An 18,240-nucleotide genomic window follows, 5' to 3' on the forward strand; every position below is an offset into this window, starting at 1 on the left:
TCGTTGAAAAGTGCTGCAATACTACAAAAAACAGGAGGGTGTCATGCCAATATCCGAATATTATCGCGGGCTGCGGGAGAAGGCTGGAAGTGAGATGCTGATGGTGCCGTCTGTGGCGGCGGTGATCAGGAATGAGGAGGGCGGGATTCTCCTGCTTCGCAATGGCGGGGAACAGCTATGGGGACTTCCTGCTGGCGCAATTGAACCGGGGGAGAAGCCGTCACGGGCGCTGCGCCGGGAGGTTTTTGAAGAGACAGGTCTGATGGTGAATCCGAAGCGGATTATCGGGGTGTTCGGCGGAGAGAAGTATGCTTACGAGTACAGCAATGGCGACCGGGTGCAATATACAGTTATTGTGTTTGCATGCACGATTGTCAAAGGAACCCCACGGAGCGTGGACGGTGAGGCGGAGGAATTCAGGTTTTTTGACAAAGAGGAGCTGCCGGAGCTTACCATCCCGTATCCCCGGGAGATTTTTATGCAGGATTCCGATACGGACCCGGCGATCTTCGAGTAAACTTAACACCACGATATGGGAGCGACCAACATGAGAGCCAAAATGATATATTGCTGCGCTGTGCTCATAGCCATCGTCCTGGGTCTCAGCTCTAGAGCTTTCGGAGACCGGCTGCCACCGTTTGTCGCAAGCCATTTAGGGGACGCGCTATGGGCGGCGATGGTTTATTTTGCCTTCAGGGTGCTGCTCACCCGCCGGGCTTTGGGGCTGTCGCTTGTGCTGAGTCTGAGCTTCAGCTATGGCATTGAGTTCAGCCAGCTCTATCAAACAGACTGGATCAACGGGCTGCGCTCTAATGCAGCGGGAGGGCTGATCCTGGGAAAAGGTTTTTTGTGGATCGACCTGCTCCGCTACACAGTGGGGATAGGGCTCGCTTATGGTCTGGACAACGGTTGCCTATCCAAAATAAGGAACTGATGGAGCTGGAATTGCTTAAAGGCATTAGGAATACACAATTCTATAAATCTTACAAAATTGCTTCTGGATTATACAGGTCAAAGAATATATATTAAGTGAGGTGATCTGCGGTTTGTAAGAAAATGGATGATTGAAGCTGCATATCTCAAATGCTGCCTGACTTGGAGATGAATGCGTTAATGACAATGACAAACAGTTTAATCGTAGTGTGCCTGCTGACGATGATCATTCATACGGCCGAGACGTTATCATATTCAGTACGTTTTGCCGGAGTGAGGCTGAACAAGATCGCTATTGCTTTATCGCTGACCGGAATTATCGTGCTGGTGTCGAGAACGGCAAATATGGTGCAGGCACCGCTGACGGCGAAATTTGTGGACTTTGCCAAAACAGACGCCAGCTTCCCGCTGCTCAACTATTTGCGGATCATTATGCTGTCCTCGTCCTTGGGGACTTTAATTGCCATTGCTGTGTTTCCCACCTTTGTAGGCCTGTTCGGAAGAATCATCTCCAAGCTGGAGATTGAAGGCTCCATACCCAAGCTGCTGACCAGCGTAACTATCGGCCAGCTTAAGAATACCCGCAAGTATATCCGCAAACCCAGATTGAAGCTGCACAGCTTCCGGTACCTGGGTATTCCGAAACGGTTCATTGTAATGAACATCTTCGTTACCGGGTTCTACACGGTAGGTGTATTGTCCTCGCTCTATGCGGCGCACTTAATGCCTCAGTTCAGCACGACCGCCTCCCAGGCGTCAGGGATGATTAACGGGGTAGCTACGATACTGCTGACCGTCTTCATTGACCCGCAGCTTGGAGTGATTACTCACAAAGCCACTGAAAATGCGGAATACCGTGACCAGCTCGGCAAAATATATGTCCTGTTAATGGGTTCCCGATTTTTGGGGACATTGCTGGGCCAGCTCGTGCTTGTCCCTGCAGCATATGCAATCTGCTGGCTGGTGCAGTTGATCTGAAGATTACATACATACAGAAGTTACCTGGATTGAAACGGGGTATCAAGCCATGGCAGCAGAAGCTTTATTTCGGTAGTTTGGATTCTGCCGACCGGAGCGCCAGGGTGATCTTCTGCTCCCAGCTATAGCTCATCTGACCCAGGGTGCGGATCTCGCCCATCTTGGCATATGACAATTTCATCGCGGTAGCCGCAGTAATGGCATCACCGGCTTGAACCGCGGCTTTATAGCGTTTGTCGGCCTTCGCACGTTCGGTCTGTGCAGCGCTGACCAGTTTGTTCTGGGCGGTTATCTGCTTCTTAAGACTCGCTATGGGAGCAAGCGCATCCTTGGCAGGTTTTGTCTTGGCTGCGGCTGCGGCGCGTGCTGCAGCCAGCAGGGTATTCTTCGTCTTCACCTCGGCCCGGGCTGCGGCTGCAGCCGCCTTCAGTTTGTTGCGCTTGATCTCCAGCAGGGTAGCGGATTTCAGATTACCCGCTTTACGGGCAGCAGCAATCTGCTTGCCAAGCGAGCCATATTCCTCAAGAAGCGGAGCATGCTTGTTCTTCATGGCTGCGGCCTCCGCCTTCAACCGGGTCAGCAGGGAAGCATCCGTTGCCTGCAGCTTCAGGTTGATTGCGGCAAGATCCGCATTGTTCTGCTTGCGGAGCGTCCCCGTCCGCAGGTTCTCGGACTTCAGGGTATTCTGCAGAACGGTATAATCGTTGTAAAGGGCATGGATATCATCCAGTGCGGAATCCCAGTCTGCTGCGGCTGCTGCTTGAGGGGCATGTCCTGCCCATAATGCCAGCAGAAGCAGCCACACCAGCCATCTGCTGTAAAAGCTTGTGCAACACAGCCTTGCTGAAATTTTTCTTACCCCTGTACGTTTATTCATTTCCTCCAGCTCCTGTCATAAAATTCGCCAACAGGCACAAAAAAAGCACCTCGAAGGAAGGCGTAAATGCCTGTCCTGCGAGGTGCTTCTCCCGCTTGGCGTGTGTAATTGTAAATCCAATATAGCTTGAAATTAATGGATAGTCAAGAACGAAAAAGAACATTAGTTCTATTTATGTGACAGTTTTTTCTTGTTTTAATGTAACTCTACTAAAAAATCTAGTAGAATAGTTCTATAGTTTACAATACAGGGAGATGACAGAAGTGCAGCTTAGACATGTGAAAATCATGGGTACAGGAAAATATTTGCCAAGCAGAAAGGTGACCGATGAGGAACTGGATGCTGCACTTGGCACATTTCCAGGATGGGTTAACAAAGTGACCGGTGTGGGTGTGCGTCATTATGCCGGAGAGCATGAGACCGCATCTTTTATGGGAGCGAGAGCGGCTGAAGCGGCGCTTGCCGCCGCAGGCCTGAGCTTTGCCGACATAGATTGTCTGGTCTGTACCAGCGGAACCAAGGAGCAGCCTTTGCCGAGCACAGCCGTATTTATACAACAGGCTATGGGACAGGAGAATTCCGGGGTGCCTGCCTTCGATATCGACTCAACCTGTCTCAGCTTTCTGGTAGGCCTTGATGTCATGTCATATATGATAGAAGCCGGGAGATACCGCAATGTGCTGCTTGTAGCAACGGAAATTGCCTCGGTCGGACTGAACCTGCAGGATAAGGAGAGTACGGCGCTGTTCGGCGACGGAGCCGCAGCGGTTATCATTGGCCCGTCAGCAGCCGGAGAAGCCTCCCGGATTGTGCATGCTTCCTTGAAAACATACAGCAGCGGAGCGCGGTACTCGGAAATTGCCGGCGGCGGCACAAGGCTTCATGCGAAGAATTTCAGCAAGGAGAATGCTGTACCTTATTTATTTCATATGGATGGACAAGCAATCTTCAGAAAGGCTTCGAAGCTGCTTCCGGACTTCATTCGTGAAATGCTGGAGCAGACAGGCACGGCAATGGAGGATTTCCGGCTTGTTGTGCCTCATCAGGGGAGCGCGATGGCGATGCGGCTGCTCCGCAACAAGCTGGGCATTGCCGAAGACAGGTTTCTTGATAATACGCCGGGCCACGGCAACACCATTGCTGCGTCGATCCCGATGGGACTTCATGAAGCCATTCTGCAGGGCAGGGTCCGCCGTGGGGACCGCGTACTGCTCATTGGCACGGCAGCAGGGCTCTCCCTGGGAGGCATGATTATTGACTACTGATCCAATAGCAATAGGCGTTCCGCAGGTCCAGAACATACTGATTACTGGCGGGAGGGCGCCTGTAGCCCTTGAGCTGTCGCGCATGCTTAAGGCAGAGGGCTGCCAAGTATTTGTGGCGGAAAGCGCGGAATATCATCTCTGCCGTGTCTCCGCTGCGGTTGAGCGCAGCTTCCGGGTCCCGTCTCCGCGGCATAGCCCCGTAGCCTATATTGAGCAGTTAGCCAAGCTGGTTGAGGAACTGCGCATTGATATATTAATCCCTTTGTGCGAGGAGATTTTCTATATCGCAGCAGGAATTGACAGGCTTGGCGGCTGCCAGGTGCTGGCAGCAGGAGCGGAGCTGCTGACCCGTTTGCATCACAAGGGTGAGTTTATCACCTGGGCCAGCGGGCTTGGATTTGCAGTCCCTGAGACAAAGCTGATCCGCAGTGCAGAGGAATGGAGGCTCATTGCGGAGAAAGCTGCCCGAAACGATGAGGCCCTGGTATTTAAACCGGCCTATTCCCGTTTTGCGTCCAGAGTGATCCTGCCCCGTAAGGCTTCTGGGGGAAAACCCGCAAGAACCTTCGCAATAAGCGAGGCGCCTGCCGGTCTCTCATTAGCCGCACCTTGGGTGGCACAGCAATACATCCAAGGTGAAGCGGTATGCACCTATAGCATTGTGCATCAAGGCACAGTTGTCGCGCATGCCGCCTACGGCAGCCGGTACCGGACAGGCAAGGCGGGCGCCAGTGTATATTTCGAGCATTTGGAACACCCGGATGCCTTCGCATGGGTAAGACATTTCACTGATGCTATCTGCTTCACCGGCCAGATCGGATTCGATTTCATTGAAGCCGGGGATGGAACCTTGTATCCGATTGAATGCAACCCGCGCGCCACAAGCGGTATCCACTTGTTTGCCCCTGAGGATGGGCTTGTCCAGGCGCTGCTTCATCCCGAAGCTCTGGTGCGCTCCGGCACAGTGTGCATCCCCCGTTCAGGACGAAAGGCGATGCTCATGCTCCCGATGCTCGCCTGCGGCCTGCAGCCTGGTCCGGGAGGCCTGCGCAAGTGGCTGCAGGCGCTGCGCGAGGCGGAGGATGTGATAACCCGTAAGGATGAGCCGTATCTTTTCCGCGAGCAGCTTCGTGTAGTATATAACGCCCACAGGCTTGCCCGGCGCAAACATATTTCAATTACTGAAGCTCTGACTGAAGATATAGAATGGAATGGTGAGCCATGACCAAGGCATTGGTAACGGGAGCAACCGGCTTTCTGGGCCGGCATACGGCGCGAAGGCTGGTAAAGCTGGGCTGGGAGGTATATGGGCTTGGGCGCAGTCTGGAGGCTGGAGTACAGCTCGAAAGGGAAGGCACGTTTTTTGTAGGGGCGGACTTGCGCAATGCCGAAGCGGTATCCCGTGCTTGCAAAGGAATGGATGTTGTATTCCACTGTGCGGCGCTCTCGTCTCCCTGGGGGAAATACAGTGAGTTCTACGGGTGCAATGTCGAAGGTACACGCCATATTGTGGAGGGCTGCTTGCAGCATGGCGTTGAACGGCTGATTCATATCTCCACCCCGAGCATCTATTCCAGCCGGTCTAGCCACATAGACATTCGGGAAGCGGACCCGCTTCCTCAGAAGCCGGCTAATAGCTATGCTGCAACAAAGCTTCTGGCGGAGCGGGTGGTAGAGCAGGCGGCAAAGGCGGGCCTGACGGCATTTATGCTCCGTCCAAGAGCCATATTCGGCCCGATGGACAATGCGCTGTTTCCGCGGCTCCTTGAGGCCAATAAGGCCAAAGGTGTGCCGCTTCTGGATGGCGGAGGAGCGCTGATTGATCTCACCTGCGTGGATAATGTGGTCGATGCCATGCTGCTCTGCTGCACCGCTCCGCCCCAAGCGGCCGGGCGGGCCTATAATATCTCTAATGGCGAGCCAGTTATGTTCAAGGAGCTGCTTGCCCGGCTGTTTGCCAAGCTTAATATTCCGCTGCGCACCAGGAGAATTCCTTACCGGACCGCCTATGCCGCAGCAGGACTGTTGGAAGGGATACATAAGCTGTTGCCCTTCCTTGGGGAGCCGATACTTACCCGCTATTCCGCGTCAGCGCTGGGTATTTCCCAGACGCTGGACATTTCGCTGGCCCGGGAAATGCTTGGCTATCGGCCCCGTGTAACTATAGACGAAGGTATTGAATCTTTTGCGGAGTGGTGGAGGGAACAGAGATGATTACTTCAATACCGGTATCAGTATCCATATTATCGGCAGGGTACTGCGTACATCCTGAACTGCTGACGCTGCGCGGCGGCACATATAGGCCTGTGGCTTTCCCGGCGGGATATGCCCTGCTGAGACATCCGCAGCATGGTCCGATTCTGTTCGATACAGGCTACAGTGTCCGCTTCTTCAAGGAGACGGCGCAGCTTCCGGCCTCACTCTACCGCCATATCACACCTGTGGTATTCAAGGATGAAGAAAGCGCCGTTAACTGTCTGCGTGAAGCCGGGATTGCGCCGGAGGAGGTTCGTTATATCATCCTGTCGCACTTTCATGCTGATCATATCGGCGGTGTCCGGGATTTTCCCCAGGCGAGGTTTATCTATCTGCGGAAGTCTTATGATGCTGTGCGCGGGCTTGGGCCGATCAAAGCGGTGCGGGCAGGATTTCTGCCCGGGCTGCTGCCGGAGGACTTCACCTCCCGTTCTTTGCCCGTGGACGAGTACTCGGCCATGAGGCGGCTAGACGCCGCCCTTCCGTTCGAGACAGCCTATGATCTGCTCGGAGACGGCAGTCTGCTGGCTGTGGAAATGTCCGGCCATGCTGCCGGGATGATCGGCCTGTTCGTATCCACCGGCGAGCATGACTATCTGCTGTGCGCGGATACGGTATGGTCCAGCCGGGCCTTCCGCGAGAACCGCAGGCCGCATCCCGCAGCAGGACTCATTATGTCTGATAGGAAGGAATACAGACTTAATTTTGAACGCCTGCGCCAGATTCATGAGAAGCTTCCAGAGCTGAGAATCGTACCAAGCCACTGCCGCGAGGCGCTTGCCGCTTGGGGAACCGGTGGTGTGAAATGAGCCGGATTATGCGAACCGTCTATTATTATTTCCTGACGAAATGGGGACACCGCTGGAAGAACCGGGCTGAGCTGGAGGAGTGGCAGGAGCAGCGCATCCGCCGTCATGTGGAGCATATCCGCCAGAGGTCGCCGTTTTACCGGGAGCTGTGGACGGGTATTCCTGACGAGCAGTGGCGGCGTTTTCCGGTTATTGAGAAAACGCTGATGATGGAGCATTTTGATACGCTGAACACTGCCGGAATTACCAAGGAGAAGGCTTTTGCCGAAGCCTATGAGGCCGAGAACAGCCGGGATTTCAAGCCTACGCTTGAGGGCATTACTGTGGGCTTGTCCTCGGGAACATCGGGCAGCCGCGGCATATTTCTCGTAGATGAAGAGGAGCAGGCAGCCTGGACCGGAACGGTGCTGGCGAAGCTGCTGCCGGGAGGGCTGTGGAAGCGTGCGCGGATCGCTTTTTTTCTGCGGGCAAACAGCAACCTTTATGAGTCTGTCCGACAAGGACGGCTGCAATTTCAGTATTTCGACCTGCTGGAGCCGCTGGATCAGCTTGTGGCCCGAATGGAGCAGTATTGTCCGGATATCTGGATTGCTCCGCCCTCCATGCTCCGTCTGCTCACTGAGGCCCGGCAGTCGGGCAGCCTGACGGTGCAGCCGCGCCGGATTATTGCAGTCGCAGAGGTTCTGGACCCGCTGGACCGGCAGCAGATTGAGGACACTTTCTTACAGACCGTACACCAGGCTTATCAGTGCACAGAGGGTTTTCTCGGCTCCACCTGCGAATGCGGCACACTGCATCTTAATGAGGATATTGTTCATATTGAAAAAGAGTATCTCGACCAGGCATCGCGGCGCTTCGTGCCGATTGTGACTGATTTCTCCAGATCAGTCCAGCCCATTATCCGCTACCGGCTGAACGATATTTTGACCGAGGCGGCTGAGCCCTGTCCCTGCGGGTCCCTGTTTACGGCAATTGAACGGATCGAAGGCCGCTGCGATGATATCCTGTATGTGCCGCATGCCGAAGATGGACGGCTGGTGACGCTGTTCCCCGATTTTATCACCCGTGCTGTGCTGGCGGCTTCACCTGATATGGAGCACTATCGCGTGATACAGCGCAGCCCGCTCGATATGGAGATTTCGTACCGCACACGGCAGGGCAGCACAGAGGATACAGAGTCCTTGATTGCGGCGGAGCTGTCGCGGCTGTTCAACCGGCTGGGCTGCATTCCGCCGAAGCTTACGTTCACCGCATACAGCTTCATACCCGGCACCACGAAGCTGCGCCGGGTGGAGAGGGGCTGGAAGCTGTGAAGATCAGGATCGTTCAATATGACCGGGAGCATATCGGAGAGCTGGAATGGCCTGATACGGAATACGGCCGCTATGCGCGGCAATATATTTTACCGCTGATGGAGCATCCGCCAGAACATTTCATTGCCAACGTGCGTACAACAGTCAAGGTGGTTGTGGTCGAGGGGATTCCTGTCCCCATTACAGTCAATGCTGCGGATTATGCCAATTCTTATGTATGCTCGCCGTATACGCACTATGTCAGCTATGCGCGAGAGGAGCTGATCTTGCTGAACAACCGGCCGCTTCAGGCGGCGCTTTCCTGCTTGCTGTATGGAGTGGGCGCTCTGTTCAGAAGAGCACGGTTCAACAAGGTGGTTCAGGTCAACAATTGGCTGCTGTCTACGAATCTGCATCCTGCTGTGAGCCCTGACCAGATGATGGAGGTGCTAGATTTCCTTCGGCGCGAGTATCCAGGTTATACTATTCTATATCGGTCACTTAGTAGGGAGACATCCGGTACTATGATAGAAGCGTTAAGAGAGTATGGCTGCAAGCTGGTGCCCAGCCGCCAGATTTATTTGCTGCAGCACCCCACCGGCTCCAAGGCCAGGTGGCTGGTGAAGCGGGACCGGGCTTTGCTGGATAAGCATGGCTACACGGTTCAGGACCAAGGCGAAATCACAGCGGAGGATATTCCCCGGATTGTGGAGCTGTACGAGCTGCTGTATATACATAAATATTCGCTTCATAACCCGCAGTTTACAGAGGCTTTTATCCGGCTGGCGCTGGAGCAGCGGACACTGCACATATACGGGCTGCGCAAAAATGGCAGGCTCGACGCGGTGCTTGGCTTTTACAGCCGGGAGGGCGTGATGACAGCGCCGCTCTTTGGCTACGACACGGCACTTCCCCAGCCGCTTGGCCTTTACCGGATGCTGTCCGCTGTACTGATTGATATTGCGGAAAGGGATGGGCTATTGCTGCACGAGAGCTCAGGTGTGGGACAATTCAAACGCAACCGGGGAGCCGTGGCGGCTACCGAGCTGTCGGCTGTGTATGACAAAGGCACTTCCTGGCTGAACCGCAGCGGCTGGTCATTTCTGGAGCTGCTGCTGCGCCGGATCGGCATGCCTTTGATCCAAAAGCTGAAGCTGTAATTCAAAGGCGGCATGCATATACTCACAAAGCTAACGTGTGCTCTACCCAATCTATTAGGAGGTGCAGCGTGAACACTGAATACGGGCAGAATGCTGATCGAATCGCCCTCATTACCGGAACCTCCAGCGGCTTCGGGCTGCTGACCGCGCTTGCTCTGGCAGGCAAAGGCTACAAGGTTGTAGCTACCATGCGGGATTTAAGCCGCCAAGGGGAGCTGATCCGCCAGGCCGAACAGACTGGTGTCAGCGGACAGATTCAATTAATGACCCTGGATGTGACGGATGCAGCTTCAATAGATTCTGCTGTGGCTTCAATCATCGAGAGCTTTGGCAGAATTGATGTGCTGGTGAACAACGCCGGATTTGCCGTAGGCGGCTATGTGGAGGAAGTAAGCATGGACGAATGGCGGCGGCAGATGGAGACGAACTTTTTCGGACTGGTTGCGGTGACCAAGGCGGTGCTTCCTGTCATGCGCAGCCAGCGCGAGGGCTTGATCATCAACGTCAGCAGCGTCAGCGGGTTGAACGGGTTTCCCGGCTACGGTCCGTATGCGGCTTCCAAGTTTGCGGTGGAGGGCTTCAGTGAAAGCCTGCGTCATGAGCTGCTGTCTTTTGGCATCCGTGTTGTGCTGGTGGAGCCGGCTTCCTTCCGTACGCCGATTTGGGGCAAAGGGCTGGAAGGGATGCATACTAGCGCAGATTCCCCGTATCGGGAAAAGCTGGAGGAAGTGCTTACGTATTCCCGGCGAAGCGCCGAGACCGCACCAGATCCTATCCGGGTTGCCGAGCTGATTGCGCGGATTACGGAGATGAAGGCACCCAAGCTGCGTTATCCCGTAGGCAAAGGCTCGCGTCTCTTAATGATCGGCAAAGCCCTGCTGCCCTGGAAGACGCTGGAAGGAATTATCGCCAGGTCGCTGAAAGGGATGAAATAGAACAAGGTGATTATTTTAAAATATAAGGATTTATATGTTTTACGCCATAAATCATCCTTCTATTTCTCGCTGAAACGGCACCGTCCTTTTAAGGACGGCGTAACCGTTTTAACTTACCAAAAGGATGGGAGGTGTCCCTATGCCGGGTACGGTAGGACTGCATATTTGTTTTGATGAGCAAGGACGCGAAATAGAGATTCTGGATGTGACTCCGGTTGCACAGGATAAATACCGCATTGAAGAAACGCCAATTTTTAACCCGGGCATTGCCCTTGGGGACATTATCAGAGTCAAAGAAAAGCAAGGGATTGCTTATTATGTGGAAACGGTGCAGAAATCGGGATATCTGAGATATGCCTGGCTCCTGAGCAAGGAAGCGGCAGGCTCGCAGGAGATTCAGGAGTTTAAGCAGCGCGTCAGGGAGCATGACGGGAAATGTGAGCAGATTTTTGGCGGCTTGCTTGTCATCCATCTTCCCAAGCACTCCGCAGTGGATGCGGAAGCCGAAATGGCCCAGATTATTAAACAATTTGATATCTAATACTTGAATGACCGAGAGGTGGCAGAAGGATGAAAAAATTTCTGAAGCAATGGGTGCCAAGCATAGCAATCGGTATTATTTTGTCTTTGTTTATCCGCACATATGTGGCTGAAGCGATGAGAGTTCCAACCGGATCAATGATTCCGACCATACAGATCAACGACCGCCTGGTGGTGGAGAAGATGCTCTGGCTGACGACGCTGAAGCATGGCGACATTGTAGTGTTCAATCCGCCTGTAGCTGGCGAAGAGCAGAAAAGATATGTGAAACGGCTGATCGGGCTGCCGGGAGACACCGTTGAAATCAAAGACGGAGCCTTGTACAGAAACGATGATAAGATTGATGAGCCTTACCTTCAGGAACCGATGAACTATACCTTTGGGCCGGTCACCGTTCCGGCAGACCATTATTTTTTTCTCGGCGACAACCGGAATACGAGCTATGACGCCCATATGTGGAACACTCCGTTTGTAGCCAAGGATAAGCTGATCGGCAAAGTTCTGCTCGACGTCAACGATCTTTTCTGAAAAATAGGATAGTCTATCGCTATATCATTCCGATTTGTGAAAGGAATCTGCCATGCAGGACAATTTACCTGTATCCAGAATCAAGACGCCGCTTGCTGTCCGTTCGATGCTAACCATAGTCTTTGTCATCATCATTCAAATTCCAACGTTAGTGGACAGTTTGAGAAATCAGGCCCATCCACATACTTTGACGAGATATTTTATGATCTTTTGGATTGTTGTCTGCACTGCTATCCTGGTGTTCCTGCTCTGCAATGCTCTGCGGAAAGCGGCTGAAATCAAGTGGGGAGCAGGTTTACTGATAATCCGAAATGAAGCCATCCCGGCGAATAAGATTCAATCCATCCACATTGACGGTTCACTTGTGGGAATTAAGCTCATAGGCAAACGAATTGTACCGCTCCGTCTCTGTTTCCGCTTCATAGATGATAGAGAGCAGTCGATGAAGCAGTTAGGCCGCTGGGCGTCAGAGAACGGAATCAAGCTCGATTACGGATTGTTTATGAAATGGATGTAGAGAAACCGCATTGTAATACTCCAAAATACCTTTATCTGAAGCGCGGCCAATACTGTAAATTGCCTGCATGCAGTAAGGCGAGAGTCTAAAGTTGGAGATTCAATATACCTAGGTGCAGGCAGTGAATGTGACTTTAACCATATTGTGACTTTGCAGGCTTTTGGCTATGATCAAATAAAGCTAGAGGAAACATTATTTCTGTACATAAAAGGGGTGCTGATACTTGAAAGTACATGTCACTGATCTCAAACACGGCGACTGTCTTCTGACAGACACTTTCAATAGTGTAGGACTGCATGTTCTTCCTAAGAGAACAGTTGTGCAGCGCGAGGAAATCACCATCCTGATGCGGCACAAGATTGAATATGTGGATATCGAACCGCGTAAAGTGCTGCATGAAGATAACGGCAGTGGTCTGAGCCACAGTCTGAATGACAATTTTGACAATGCTATTCAGAACTACGAATCGATATTCCTGGAAGCCTTGGCCCAAGGCAGCTTTACCCAATCCATGGTGGATGACACGCTGGAGCCGCTGCTGGAATCGCTGGATGAGCAAAAGGATGTTGTGTCTTTGCTGCTCCTGCTGGAACGTGATGACATTGATACATACCACCACTCATTGCAAGTGGGTTTGCTGTCGTATTACATAGCTGCATGGCTCGGCCATTCCAAGGAAGACCGGTATCAGATCAGCCGTGCCGGCTACCTGCATGATATCGGCAAAAGCCAGGTTCCTGCGTCCATTTTGAACAAGCCTGGAATCTTAACGGCTGACGAAGTGGAAGAAATGAAACGCCATACCTCCTACGGCTACGATATTATCCGCGGCTCGAAGATGGATGAGAATACGGCATTGGTAGCGCTCCAGCATCATGAGTTTGAGGATGGGACCGGCTATCCGAACAAGATCGGCAAAAGTGACATTCATCCGTTCACCGAAATTGTGGCCGTAGCGAACATCTACATGGGACTGACAACCTCCAGACCGAATCAGCCGAAGCAAGGGTTGGTTTCCGTTCTGCGCAAGGTGCATGAAATGGGCTTTGGCAAGCTGAACGGGACAGTTGTCCAAGCGCTAACCGGACATCTGCTGCCTGGTTTTGTCGGTAAAAGCGTACAGCTCAGCAACGGGGAAATTGGCACTATTGTAATGAACAACCCGCTGGACATGTTCAAGCCGCTTGTTAAGGTAGACAATGTGTTCAGAGATTTATCCCGCGAGCGCGGTTTGTCCGTAGAAGAAGTGTTCATGTAAGCAGGAACATTAATTTAGTGATTTAAGATCAGGTTATCTCATCTGTCCGGAAACGGACGGTGAGGTAACCTTTTTTATAAATATAAGAAAGTTTAAGTTGCACACTATACTTTATCCTTATATTTCTCGCTAAAACGGATACCTGAAAGCGATACGCAGTATCGCTGCTTCGGAAGCATAGGCTCCCTTTAAGGACGGCGTAGCCGTTTCTGCTTGATGGGTGAAATTTGAAATCCGTTAGTAGATTGGCTATGATTAATGAGAGATTAGGATAGGAGAAATGATTATGAGCAGCGAAACCCAGATCGAGAAAATCAAGCAGATCAAATATGAACTCACCCGTTTTATGATGATTTATAAGTTCGCCCTTGAGGAAATGGAGACCAAGATCGAAATTCTAAAGCAGGAATTCCAGATGCTCCATGATTATAGCCCTATAGAACATACGAAATCACGGATAAAGTCACCTGAGAGCATTATGAATAAAATGCTGCGCAAGAACAGCGAGATTTCCCTTCCCGCCATCAGAGCGAGTATTAAGGATATCGCGGGGCTGCGGATTACCTGCTCTTTTATCTCGGATATCTACTATGTCAGTGCAATGCTGCAGAAGCAGGATGATCTGAAGATTCTCAGCGTGAAGGACTATATCAAGAATCCCAAGCCCAATGGCTATCAGAGCCTGCATTTGCTGGTGGAGGTTCCGGTATTTCTGTCCGACTGTCAGGAGCATGTATGCGTAGAAGTGCAAATCCGTACAATTGCTATGGATTTCTGGGCCAGCCTGGAGCATAAAATTTTCTATAAATACAGCCAGGCGGTTCCCGAGCATCTGACCCGGGAATTGAAAAATGCCGCCGACAGAGCCTATGAGCTGGACCTGCAGATGGAGCGCCTGCACCGTGAAATTAAGGAGATCAAGGATGCCCAGGAGGATGATTCCGATGAAGAGCTGCGCAGGATCATTATCAACAACCAGCAGTTTCACCTGCCGGCCAATTTCATTAAATTGCTTGGAGAGTAGAAAATAGGGAGAGATGGTGGATGAGCGTACATAATGCCCGGCAGATTGCTGTGAATCAGGTCGGCTACCCCACAGAAGGCACAAAAATCGCTTTGTTCAGCGGTGAGGGGCATGATTTTCGTGTTATTAACGAAAAGACGGGGGCCGTGGTCTATACTGGACAATCCGGGGCCGCTACTTTGGACAAGCCCAGCGGTGCCAGTGTACATGCCGCTGATTTCTCTGAGCTGAATACAGCCGGAAGCTACCGCATTGAAGGAGACAATGGCGCAACATCCGCTTCCTTTGTCATTGCCGACAAACCTTACGGGGAGCTGCAGCAGGGACTTTTGAAAGCCTTTTATTATTTCCGCTGCGGTGTCGAACTGACCGCGCAATATGCCGGTCCCTGGGCGCATGGGGCGTGCCATACCGCAGAAGGAACCGTGTACGGACACCCGGAGCTGAAGCTGGATAGCTGCGGAGGCTGGCATGATGCAGGAGATTATGGTAAGTACTCCGGTCCTGGAGCGAAGACTGTTGCGGATTTGCTGCTCGCCTATGAGCTGTATCCGGCGGCGTTTGCCGCCCCGGTTCCTCTGCCGGAAAGTGACGGGACAACCCCGGATGTTCTTCTGGAATGTAAGGTTGAGCTGGACTGGCTGTTCAAAATGCAGGAAGCGGGGACCGGCGGTGTATATCATAAGCTGACCACACTGAATTTCCCGGGCCTTGATGTCATGCCGGAGGACGATACGGCTGAGCTGTATTTCTCGCCGGTATCTGCAGCCGCTACAGGGGATTTTGCCGGAGTTATGGCGATGGCAGCAAGAGTCTATGCGCCGTTTGACCCGGCGTATGCACAGAAATGTCTTGCTGCGGCGTCTGTTGCCTGGGGCTGGCTGGAGCGGCATCCCGAGGAGCCTGGGTTCACCAATCCGTCGGGAATTACCACGGGTGAATACGGAGATGAGTGTGATCACGACGAACGCTTCTGGGCTGCGGCGGAGCTGTACCGGACTACGGGCGAAGAGATTTACCATCAGGCAGTTCAGTTGCTGGTTCAGCGGCCATTTCCGAAATACAGCTTTGGCTGGGCGGATATGGGGGGCTACGGTACACTCGCTTATCTGTTGACCGGGGAAGAACGGACAGAGCCAGCCTTGTATGCTTCACTGAAGCAGGGACTGCTGGCAGAAGCTGACCGTCTGGTCCGGCAGAGCCGGGAGGATGGATACCGCATTTCTTTGCTGGAAGAGGATTATATCTGGGGCAGCAATATGCTGATACTTAACAATGCCATGCTGCTGCTGGCAGCGGAGCATTTCAGCGGGGAAGCGGCTTTTGCCGCCTGCGCTCTGGATCATTTGCATTACCTGATGGGGCGTAATGTGCTGGATATCAGTTATGTAACGGGGTTCGGAGACCGTCCGGTCATGCACCCGCATCACCGTCCATCCGTGGGCGACGGTGTGGCCGATCCGGTGCCGGGGCTGGTGTCCGGCGGGCCTGACCGTGGCCTGCACGACGAATATGTCGTGGAGCATTTGCAGGGCAAGCCTGCCGCACAATGCTTTGCCGACCACGATCTCAGCTATTCCACGAATGAGGTTACGATTTACTGGAATTCACCGGCTGTGTTTGTGGCAGCGAGGTTTAATGCGTAAATGAAGAACTATAAAGTGATCAGTCTGGATATGTTTCAGACACTCGTGAATGTTCAGGATCGGACAGGCTATGTGTGGAGGCGGATTTTGCTGGAGGATTACAGCGATGAGCGGGCTTTGGAGCTTGGTGGACTGCTGCTGAGCCATTATCATACCCAGGCAGAAGCGATTCGTGCTGCTGGTGGCTTTTGTACCACCAAAGAAATATACCGTCGCGGGTTCGAGCAGGTTTTCCAGCAGCATGCTGTGAATTTCGACGACTTGAAGGCTGTGGATATTTTATTCGCCGAGCACCGGCAGTCCACCTTGTATGAAGAGACAGAGCGGTTCCTGCGGCGGATTACCGGGGGAGAATACGAGGTCTGCATTGTCAGTGATACGGATATGCTGATGCTGCCGGATTTTTACAAGGACTATCCTATTAGGCTGTTCTCTTCTGAAGAATACCAATCCTACAAAAATGACGGCCTGAACAGAATGTTCAGCGAGGTTATAGCCTTTTACGGCGTGAAGCCTGGAGAGATTATCCATATCGGCGACTCCGCCTCAGATGTGCTGGGAGCGGCCAGAGCGGGCATGAAGACCTGTTGGCTGAACCGGGACGGAGCCGAATGGAAGCATGAAGTTAAGCCGGATTATACGGTCAGCGACCTAGACGAATTCTACGCCATCCTGTAGAGACTGGAGAAGAACATGGATCAATTACGCTATCCGATAGGTCCCTTCAAAAGCGCAGGCCCGCAGACGGCCGAGGAGCGGAAGATGAGCATTGAAGAACTGCGTGCGATGGCGGCACGGTTAAGAAGGATCATTGAGCCGCTCACCGAGGAGCAGTTGAACACTCCCTACCGTCCAGGCGGCTGGAGCGTCAAGCAGGTGGTGCATCATCTCGCCGACAACAACATGAATGCCTATCTGCGTTTCAGACGGGGATTGACCGAAGAGGCGCCGGGAATTCCTTCTTATAGGGAGGATTTATGGGCTGAGCTGAGCGATTACAGCAGTGAACCGGTTGAAACCTCGCTTCTATTACTGGAGAATCTTAACCGGAGATTCGTTACTTTGCTCAGTTCACTGGAAGATGCGCAGTATAGCAGAACCTTTGTAAGCCTGATGCTGGGAACAATGACTCTGGATACGGCGCTGCAAAGATACAACTGGCATAACCGGCATCATCTTGCCCAGATTACTTCACTGATTGAGCGCAGCGGCTGGTAAGTGTTACGGGCAATAAGAAGAGCAAGCGGATTCGGGACAGGTCCCGCCGTTTGCTCTTATTCATGTCCTGCTGCGCAAAGACCTTAGTCGCGGCTGGCCTGGACAATTTTATCGGCAATCTCTTGAGGTCGTGTATGAGGGGTTGTCATGTGATCGCCTGTGCCTTCGATGAACCGGTAAACACCTAAATGGCTTGATTGTCCGGGATGCCAGCCGTAAGGCGGGATTTGCGGCATTGCAATATCCTCTGTCAGATAAAGATAGCTCTTTGGCGTCGGCAGACTGTAAAATTTCTTCAGATCGAGCTTCTCGAACAGCGGCCCTCCCGGTTCAGGAATAACCTTCTTGTACAGCGCTTGCGCCTGCTCAAGTGTGGCTGTATTTACAAAGGTATCCCGGAAAAGATTAAAGGGGAGCATGATTGTATTGTTCCCGGAAGCCTTGAGCAACTGGGCGAACACCTCTTTTGCCGGAGCGGGGAACTGGTCTGCCGCACTTTGCCCGTCCGGCACGACGAAGGCGTCAAAAAACACCAGACGTTTCAGCCGGTCCGGTACCTGCTCAGCCGTTTTTTGAATCACCGTACCTCCAAAGCTGTGCCCAACCAGGATAATATCGTGCAGATCCTTCTGCTTGATGAAATCAACGACCGATTTCGTCTCCTGCGCGTGGGTTACGTTTTTGTTCTGATCCGCGCCGTGTCCGGCGTATTCAGGTGTGTACACGGTATGCCCCATTTTGCGGAGCTCGGCGGCAATTTCATCCCAGAAGCTGGCATCAACCCAGGCTCCATGCACCAGTACAAAGGTGAGCGCCCCGGGATTTGCCGGCTTGCCTTTTACAGCAGCTTCAACTCCTGACGCATGGACAGGCTGCCCAGCCCACAGAATCAACAGCGCCATGAGCATGGCGAGGGCCGGTATTGCTTTGTTTTTTATCCACATCATGTTCCAAATAAGCCTCCTAAGAATTGGGTTGGTTAAACCAATAGTTGAATTCTGCCC

At 52.7% G+C, this 18,240-nt stretch carries 20 protein-coding genes; 18 read left to right on the forward strand and 2 right to left on the reverse strand.

The genetic code is table 11. The annotated features are described in order from the left end of the window. Window positions 1-43: 43 nt before the first annotated feature. The 3 genes from ACX1DY_RS06440 (at window position 44) to ACX1DY_RS06450 (ending at window position 1,911) form a co-directional block, all read left to right on the forward strand. A complete protein-coding gene (locus ACX1DY_RS06440; protein WP_458963351.1) occupies window positions 44-517 on the forward strand; it encodes an NUDIX domain-containing protein in 474 nt (157 codons plus the stop codon). Between the two features lie 30 nt (window positions 518-547). After that, window positions 548-934 (forward strand): ribosomal maturation YjgA family protein, encoded by a 387-nt coding sequence (locus ACX1DY_RS06445; protein WP_458963352.1) that lies wholly within the window; start codon window positions 548-550, stop codon window positions 932-934. Between the two features lie 185 nt (window positions 935-1,119). Further along, window positions 1,120-1,911 carry a lipid II flippase Amj family protein gene (locus tag ACX1DY_RS06450; protein ID WP_458963435.1) on the forward strand — a complete coding sequence of 264 codons (792 nt, stop codon included), beginning with the start codon at window positions 1,120-1,122 and terminating at the stop codon, window positions 1,909-1,911. A 64-nt stretch (window positions 1,912-1,975) separates the two neighbouring features. On the opposite strand, the gene ACX1DY_RS06455 is transcribed toward ACX1DY_RS06450, so the two are convergent. Then, window positions 1,976-2,788, reverse strand: coding sequence for a hypothetical protein (locus tag ACX1DY_RS06455; protein WP_458963353.1), 813 nt, complete (start codon window positions 2,786-2,788; stop codon window positions 1,976-1,978). A 263-nt stretch (window positions 2,789-3,051) separates the two neighbouring features. On the opposite strand from ACX1DY_RS06455, the gene ACX1DY_RS06460 reads away from it, so the two are divergent. The 15 genes from ACX1DY_RS06460 to ACX1DY_RS06530 all read left to right on the forward strand — a co-directional run bounded on the left by ACX1DY_RS06460 (window position 3,052) and on the right by ACX1DY_RS06530 (window position 17,236). Beyond that, a complete protein-coding gene (locus ACX1DY_RS06460; RefSeq protein WP_458963354.1) occupies window positions 3,052-4,053 on the forward strand; it encodes a beta-ketoacyl-ACP synthase III in 1,002 nt (333 codons plus the stop codon). Continuing rightward, window positions 4,043-5,278: an ATP-grasp domain-containing protein gene (locus ACX1DY_RS06465; protein ID WP_458963355.1), complete on the forward strand. Its 1,236-nt coding sequence runs from the start codon at window positions 4,043-4,045 to the stop codon at window positions 5,276-5,278. Before ACX1DY_RS06460 ends, ACX1DY_RS06465 begins: the two co-directional genes overlap by 11 nt. Next, a complete protein-coding gene (locus ACX1DY_RS06470) occupies window positions 5,275-6,267 on the forward strand; it encodes an NAD-dependent epimerase/dehydratase family protein (protein WP_458963356.1) in 993 nt (330 codons plus the stop codon). The genes ACX1DY_RS06465 and ACX1DY_RS06470 overlap by 4 nt, the downstream gene beginning before the upstream one ends. Next, the gene (locus ACX1DY_RS06475) at window positions 6,264-7,118 is read left to right on the forward strand and encodes an MBL fold metallo-hydrolase (protein WP_458963357.1); all 855 of its coding nucleotides are present in this window, start codon (window positions 6,264-6,266) and stop codon (window positions 7,116-7,118) included. The genes ACX1DY_RS06470 and ACX1DY_RS06475 overlap by 4 nt, the downstream gene beginning before the upstream one ends. Continuing rightward, window positions 7,115-8,431 carry a F390 synthetase-related protein gene (locus ACX1DY_RS06480; RefSeq protein WP_458963358.1) on the forward strand — a complete coding sequence of 439 codons (1,317 nt, stop codon included), beginning with the start codon at window positions 7,115-7,117 and terminating at the stop codon, window positions 8,429-8,431. The genes ACX1DY_RS06475 and ACX1DY_RS06480 overlap by 4 nt, the downstream gene beginning before the upstream one ends. Then, window positions 8,428-9,570 carry a GNAT family N-acetyltransferase gene (locus tag ACX1DY_RS06485; protein ID WP_458963359.1) on the forward strand — a complete coding sequence of 381 codons (1,143 nt, stop codon included), beginning with the start codon at window positions 8,428-8,430 and terminating at the stop codon, window positions 9,568-9,570. The genes ACX1DY_RS06480 and ACX1DY_RS06485 overlap by 4 nt, the downstream gene beginning before the upstream one ends. A 68-nt stretch (window positions 9,571-9,638) precedes the next feature. Next, complete coding sequence (locus ACX1DY_RS06490; protein WP_458963360.1) at window positions 9,639-10,505, forward strand: SDR family oxidoreductase; 867 nt, start codon at window positions 9,639-9,641, stop codon at window positions 10,503-10,505. 139 nt (window positions 10,506-10,644) lie between these two features. Then, the gene (locus ACX1DY_RS06495) at window positions 10,645-11,046 is read left to right on the forward strand and encodes a DUF4265 domain-containing protein (RefSeq protein ID WP_458963361.1); all 402 of its coding nucleotides are present in this window, start codon (window positions 10,645-10,647) and stop codon (window positions 11,044-11,046) included. Between the two features lie 29 nt (window positions 11,047-11,075). Next, a complete protein-coding gene (gene lepB, locus ACX1DY_RS06500; protein ID WP_458963362.1) occupies window positions 11,076-11,573 on the forward strand; it encodes a signal peptidase I in 498 nt (165 codons plus the stop codon). 52 nt (window positions 11,574-11,625) lie between these two features. Further along, a complete protein-coding gene (locus tag ACX1DY_RS06505) occupies window positions 11,626-12,090 on the forward strand; it encodes a hypothetical protein (protein WP_458963363.1) in 465 nt (154 codons plus the stop codon). Window positions 12,091-12,313: 223 nt separating this feature from the next. Beyond that, a complete protein-coding gene (locus ACX1DY_RS06510) occupies window positions 12,314-13,348 on the forward strand; it encodes an HD-GYP domain-containing protein (protein ID WP_458963364.1) in 1,035 nt (344 codons plus the stop codon). Window positions 13,349-13,634: 286 nt separating this feature from the next. Then, the gene (locus ACX1DY_RS06515; protein WP_458963365.1) at window positions 13,635-14,372 is read left to right on the forward strand and encodes a GTP pyrophosphokinase; all 738 of its coding nucleotides are present in this window, start codon (window positions 13,635-13,637) and stop codon (window positions 14,370-14,372) included. Between the two features lie 20 nt (window positions 14,373-14,392). Next, window positions 14,393-16,018, forward strand: a complete 1,626-nt coding sequence (locus ACX1DY_RS06520; RefSeq protein ID WP_458963366.1) for a glycoside hydrolase family 9 protein — start codon at window positions 14,393-14,395, stop codon at window positions 16,016-16,018. Further along, window positions 16,019-16,696, forward strand: coding sequence for an HAD family hydrolase (locus ACX1DY_RS06525; protein ID WP_458963367.1), 678 nt, complete (start codon window positions 16,019-16,021; stop codon window positions 16,694-16,696). It begins immediately after the preceding gene. Window positions 16,697-16,711: 15 nt separating this feature from the next. After that, a complete protein-coding gene (locus ACX1DY_RS06530; protein ID WP_458963368.1) occupies window positions 16,712-17,236 on the forward strand; it encodes a YfiT family bacillithiol transferase in 525 nt (174 codons plus the stop codon). Window positions 17,237-17,319: 83 nt separating this feature from the next. Here ACX1DY_RS06530 and ACX1DY_RS06535 read toward each other — a convergent pair whose 3' ends face one another. Further along, a complete protein-coding gene (locus ACX1DY_RS06535) occupies window positions 17,320-18,183 on the reverse strand; it encodes an alpha/beta fold hydrolase (RefSeq protein WP_458963369.1) in 864 nt (287 codons plus the stop codon). Window positions 18,184-18,240: the final 57 nt, after the last annotated feature.

This window comes from Paenibacillus sp. BAC0078 (genome assembly GCF_054483875.1).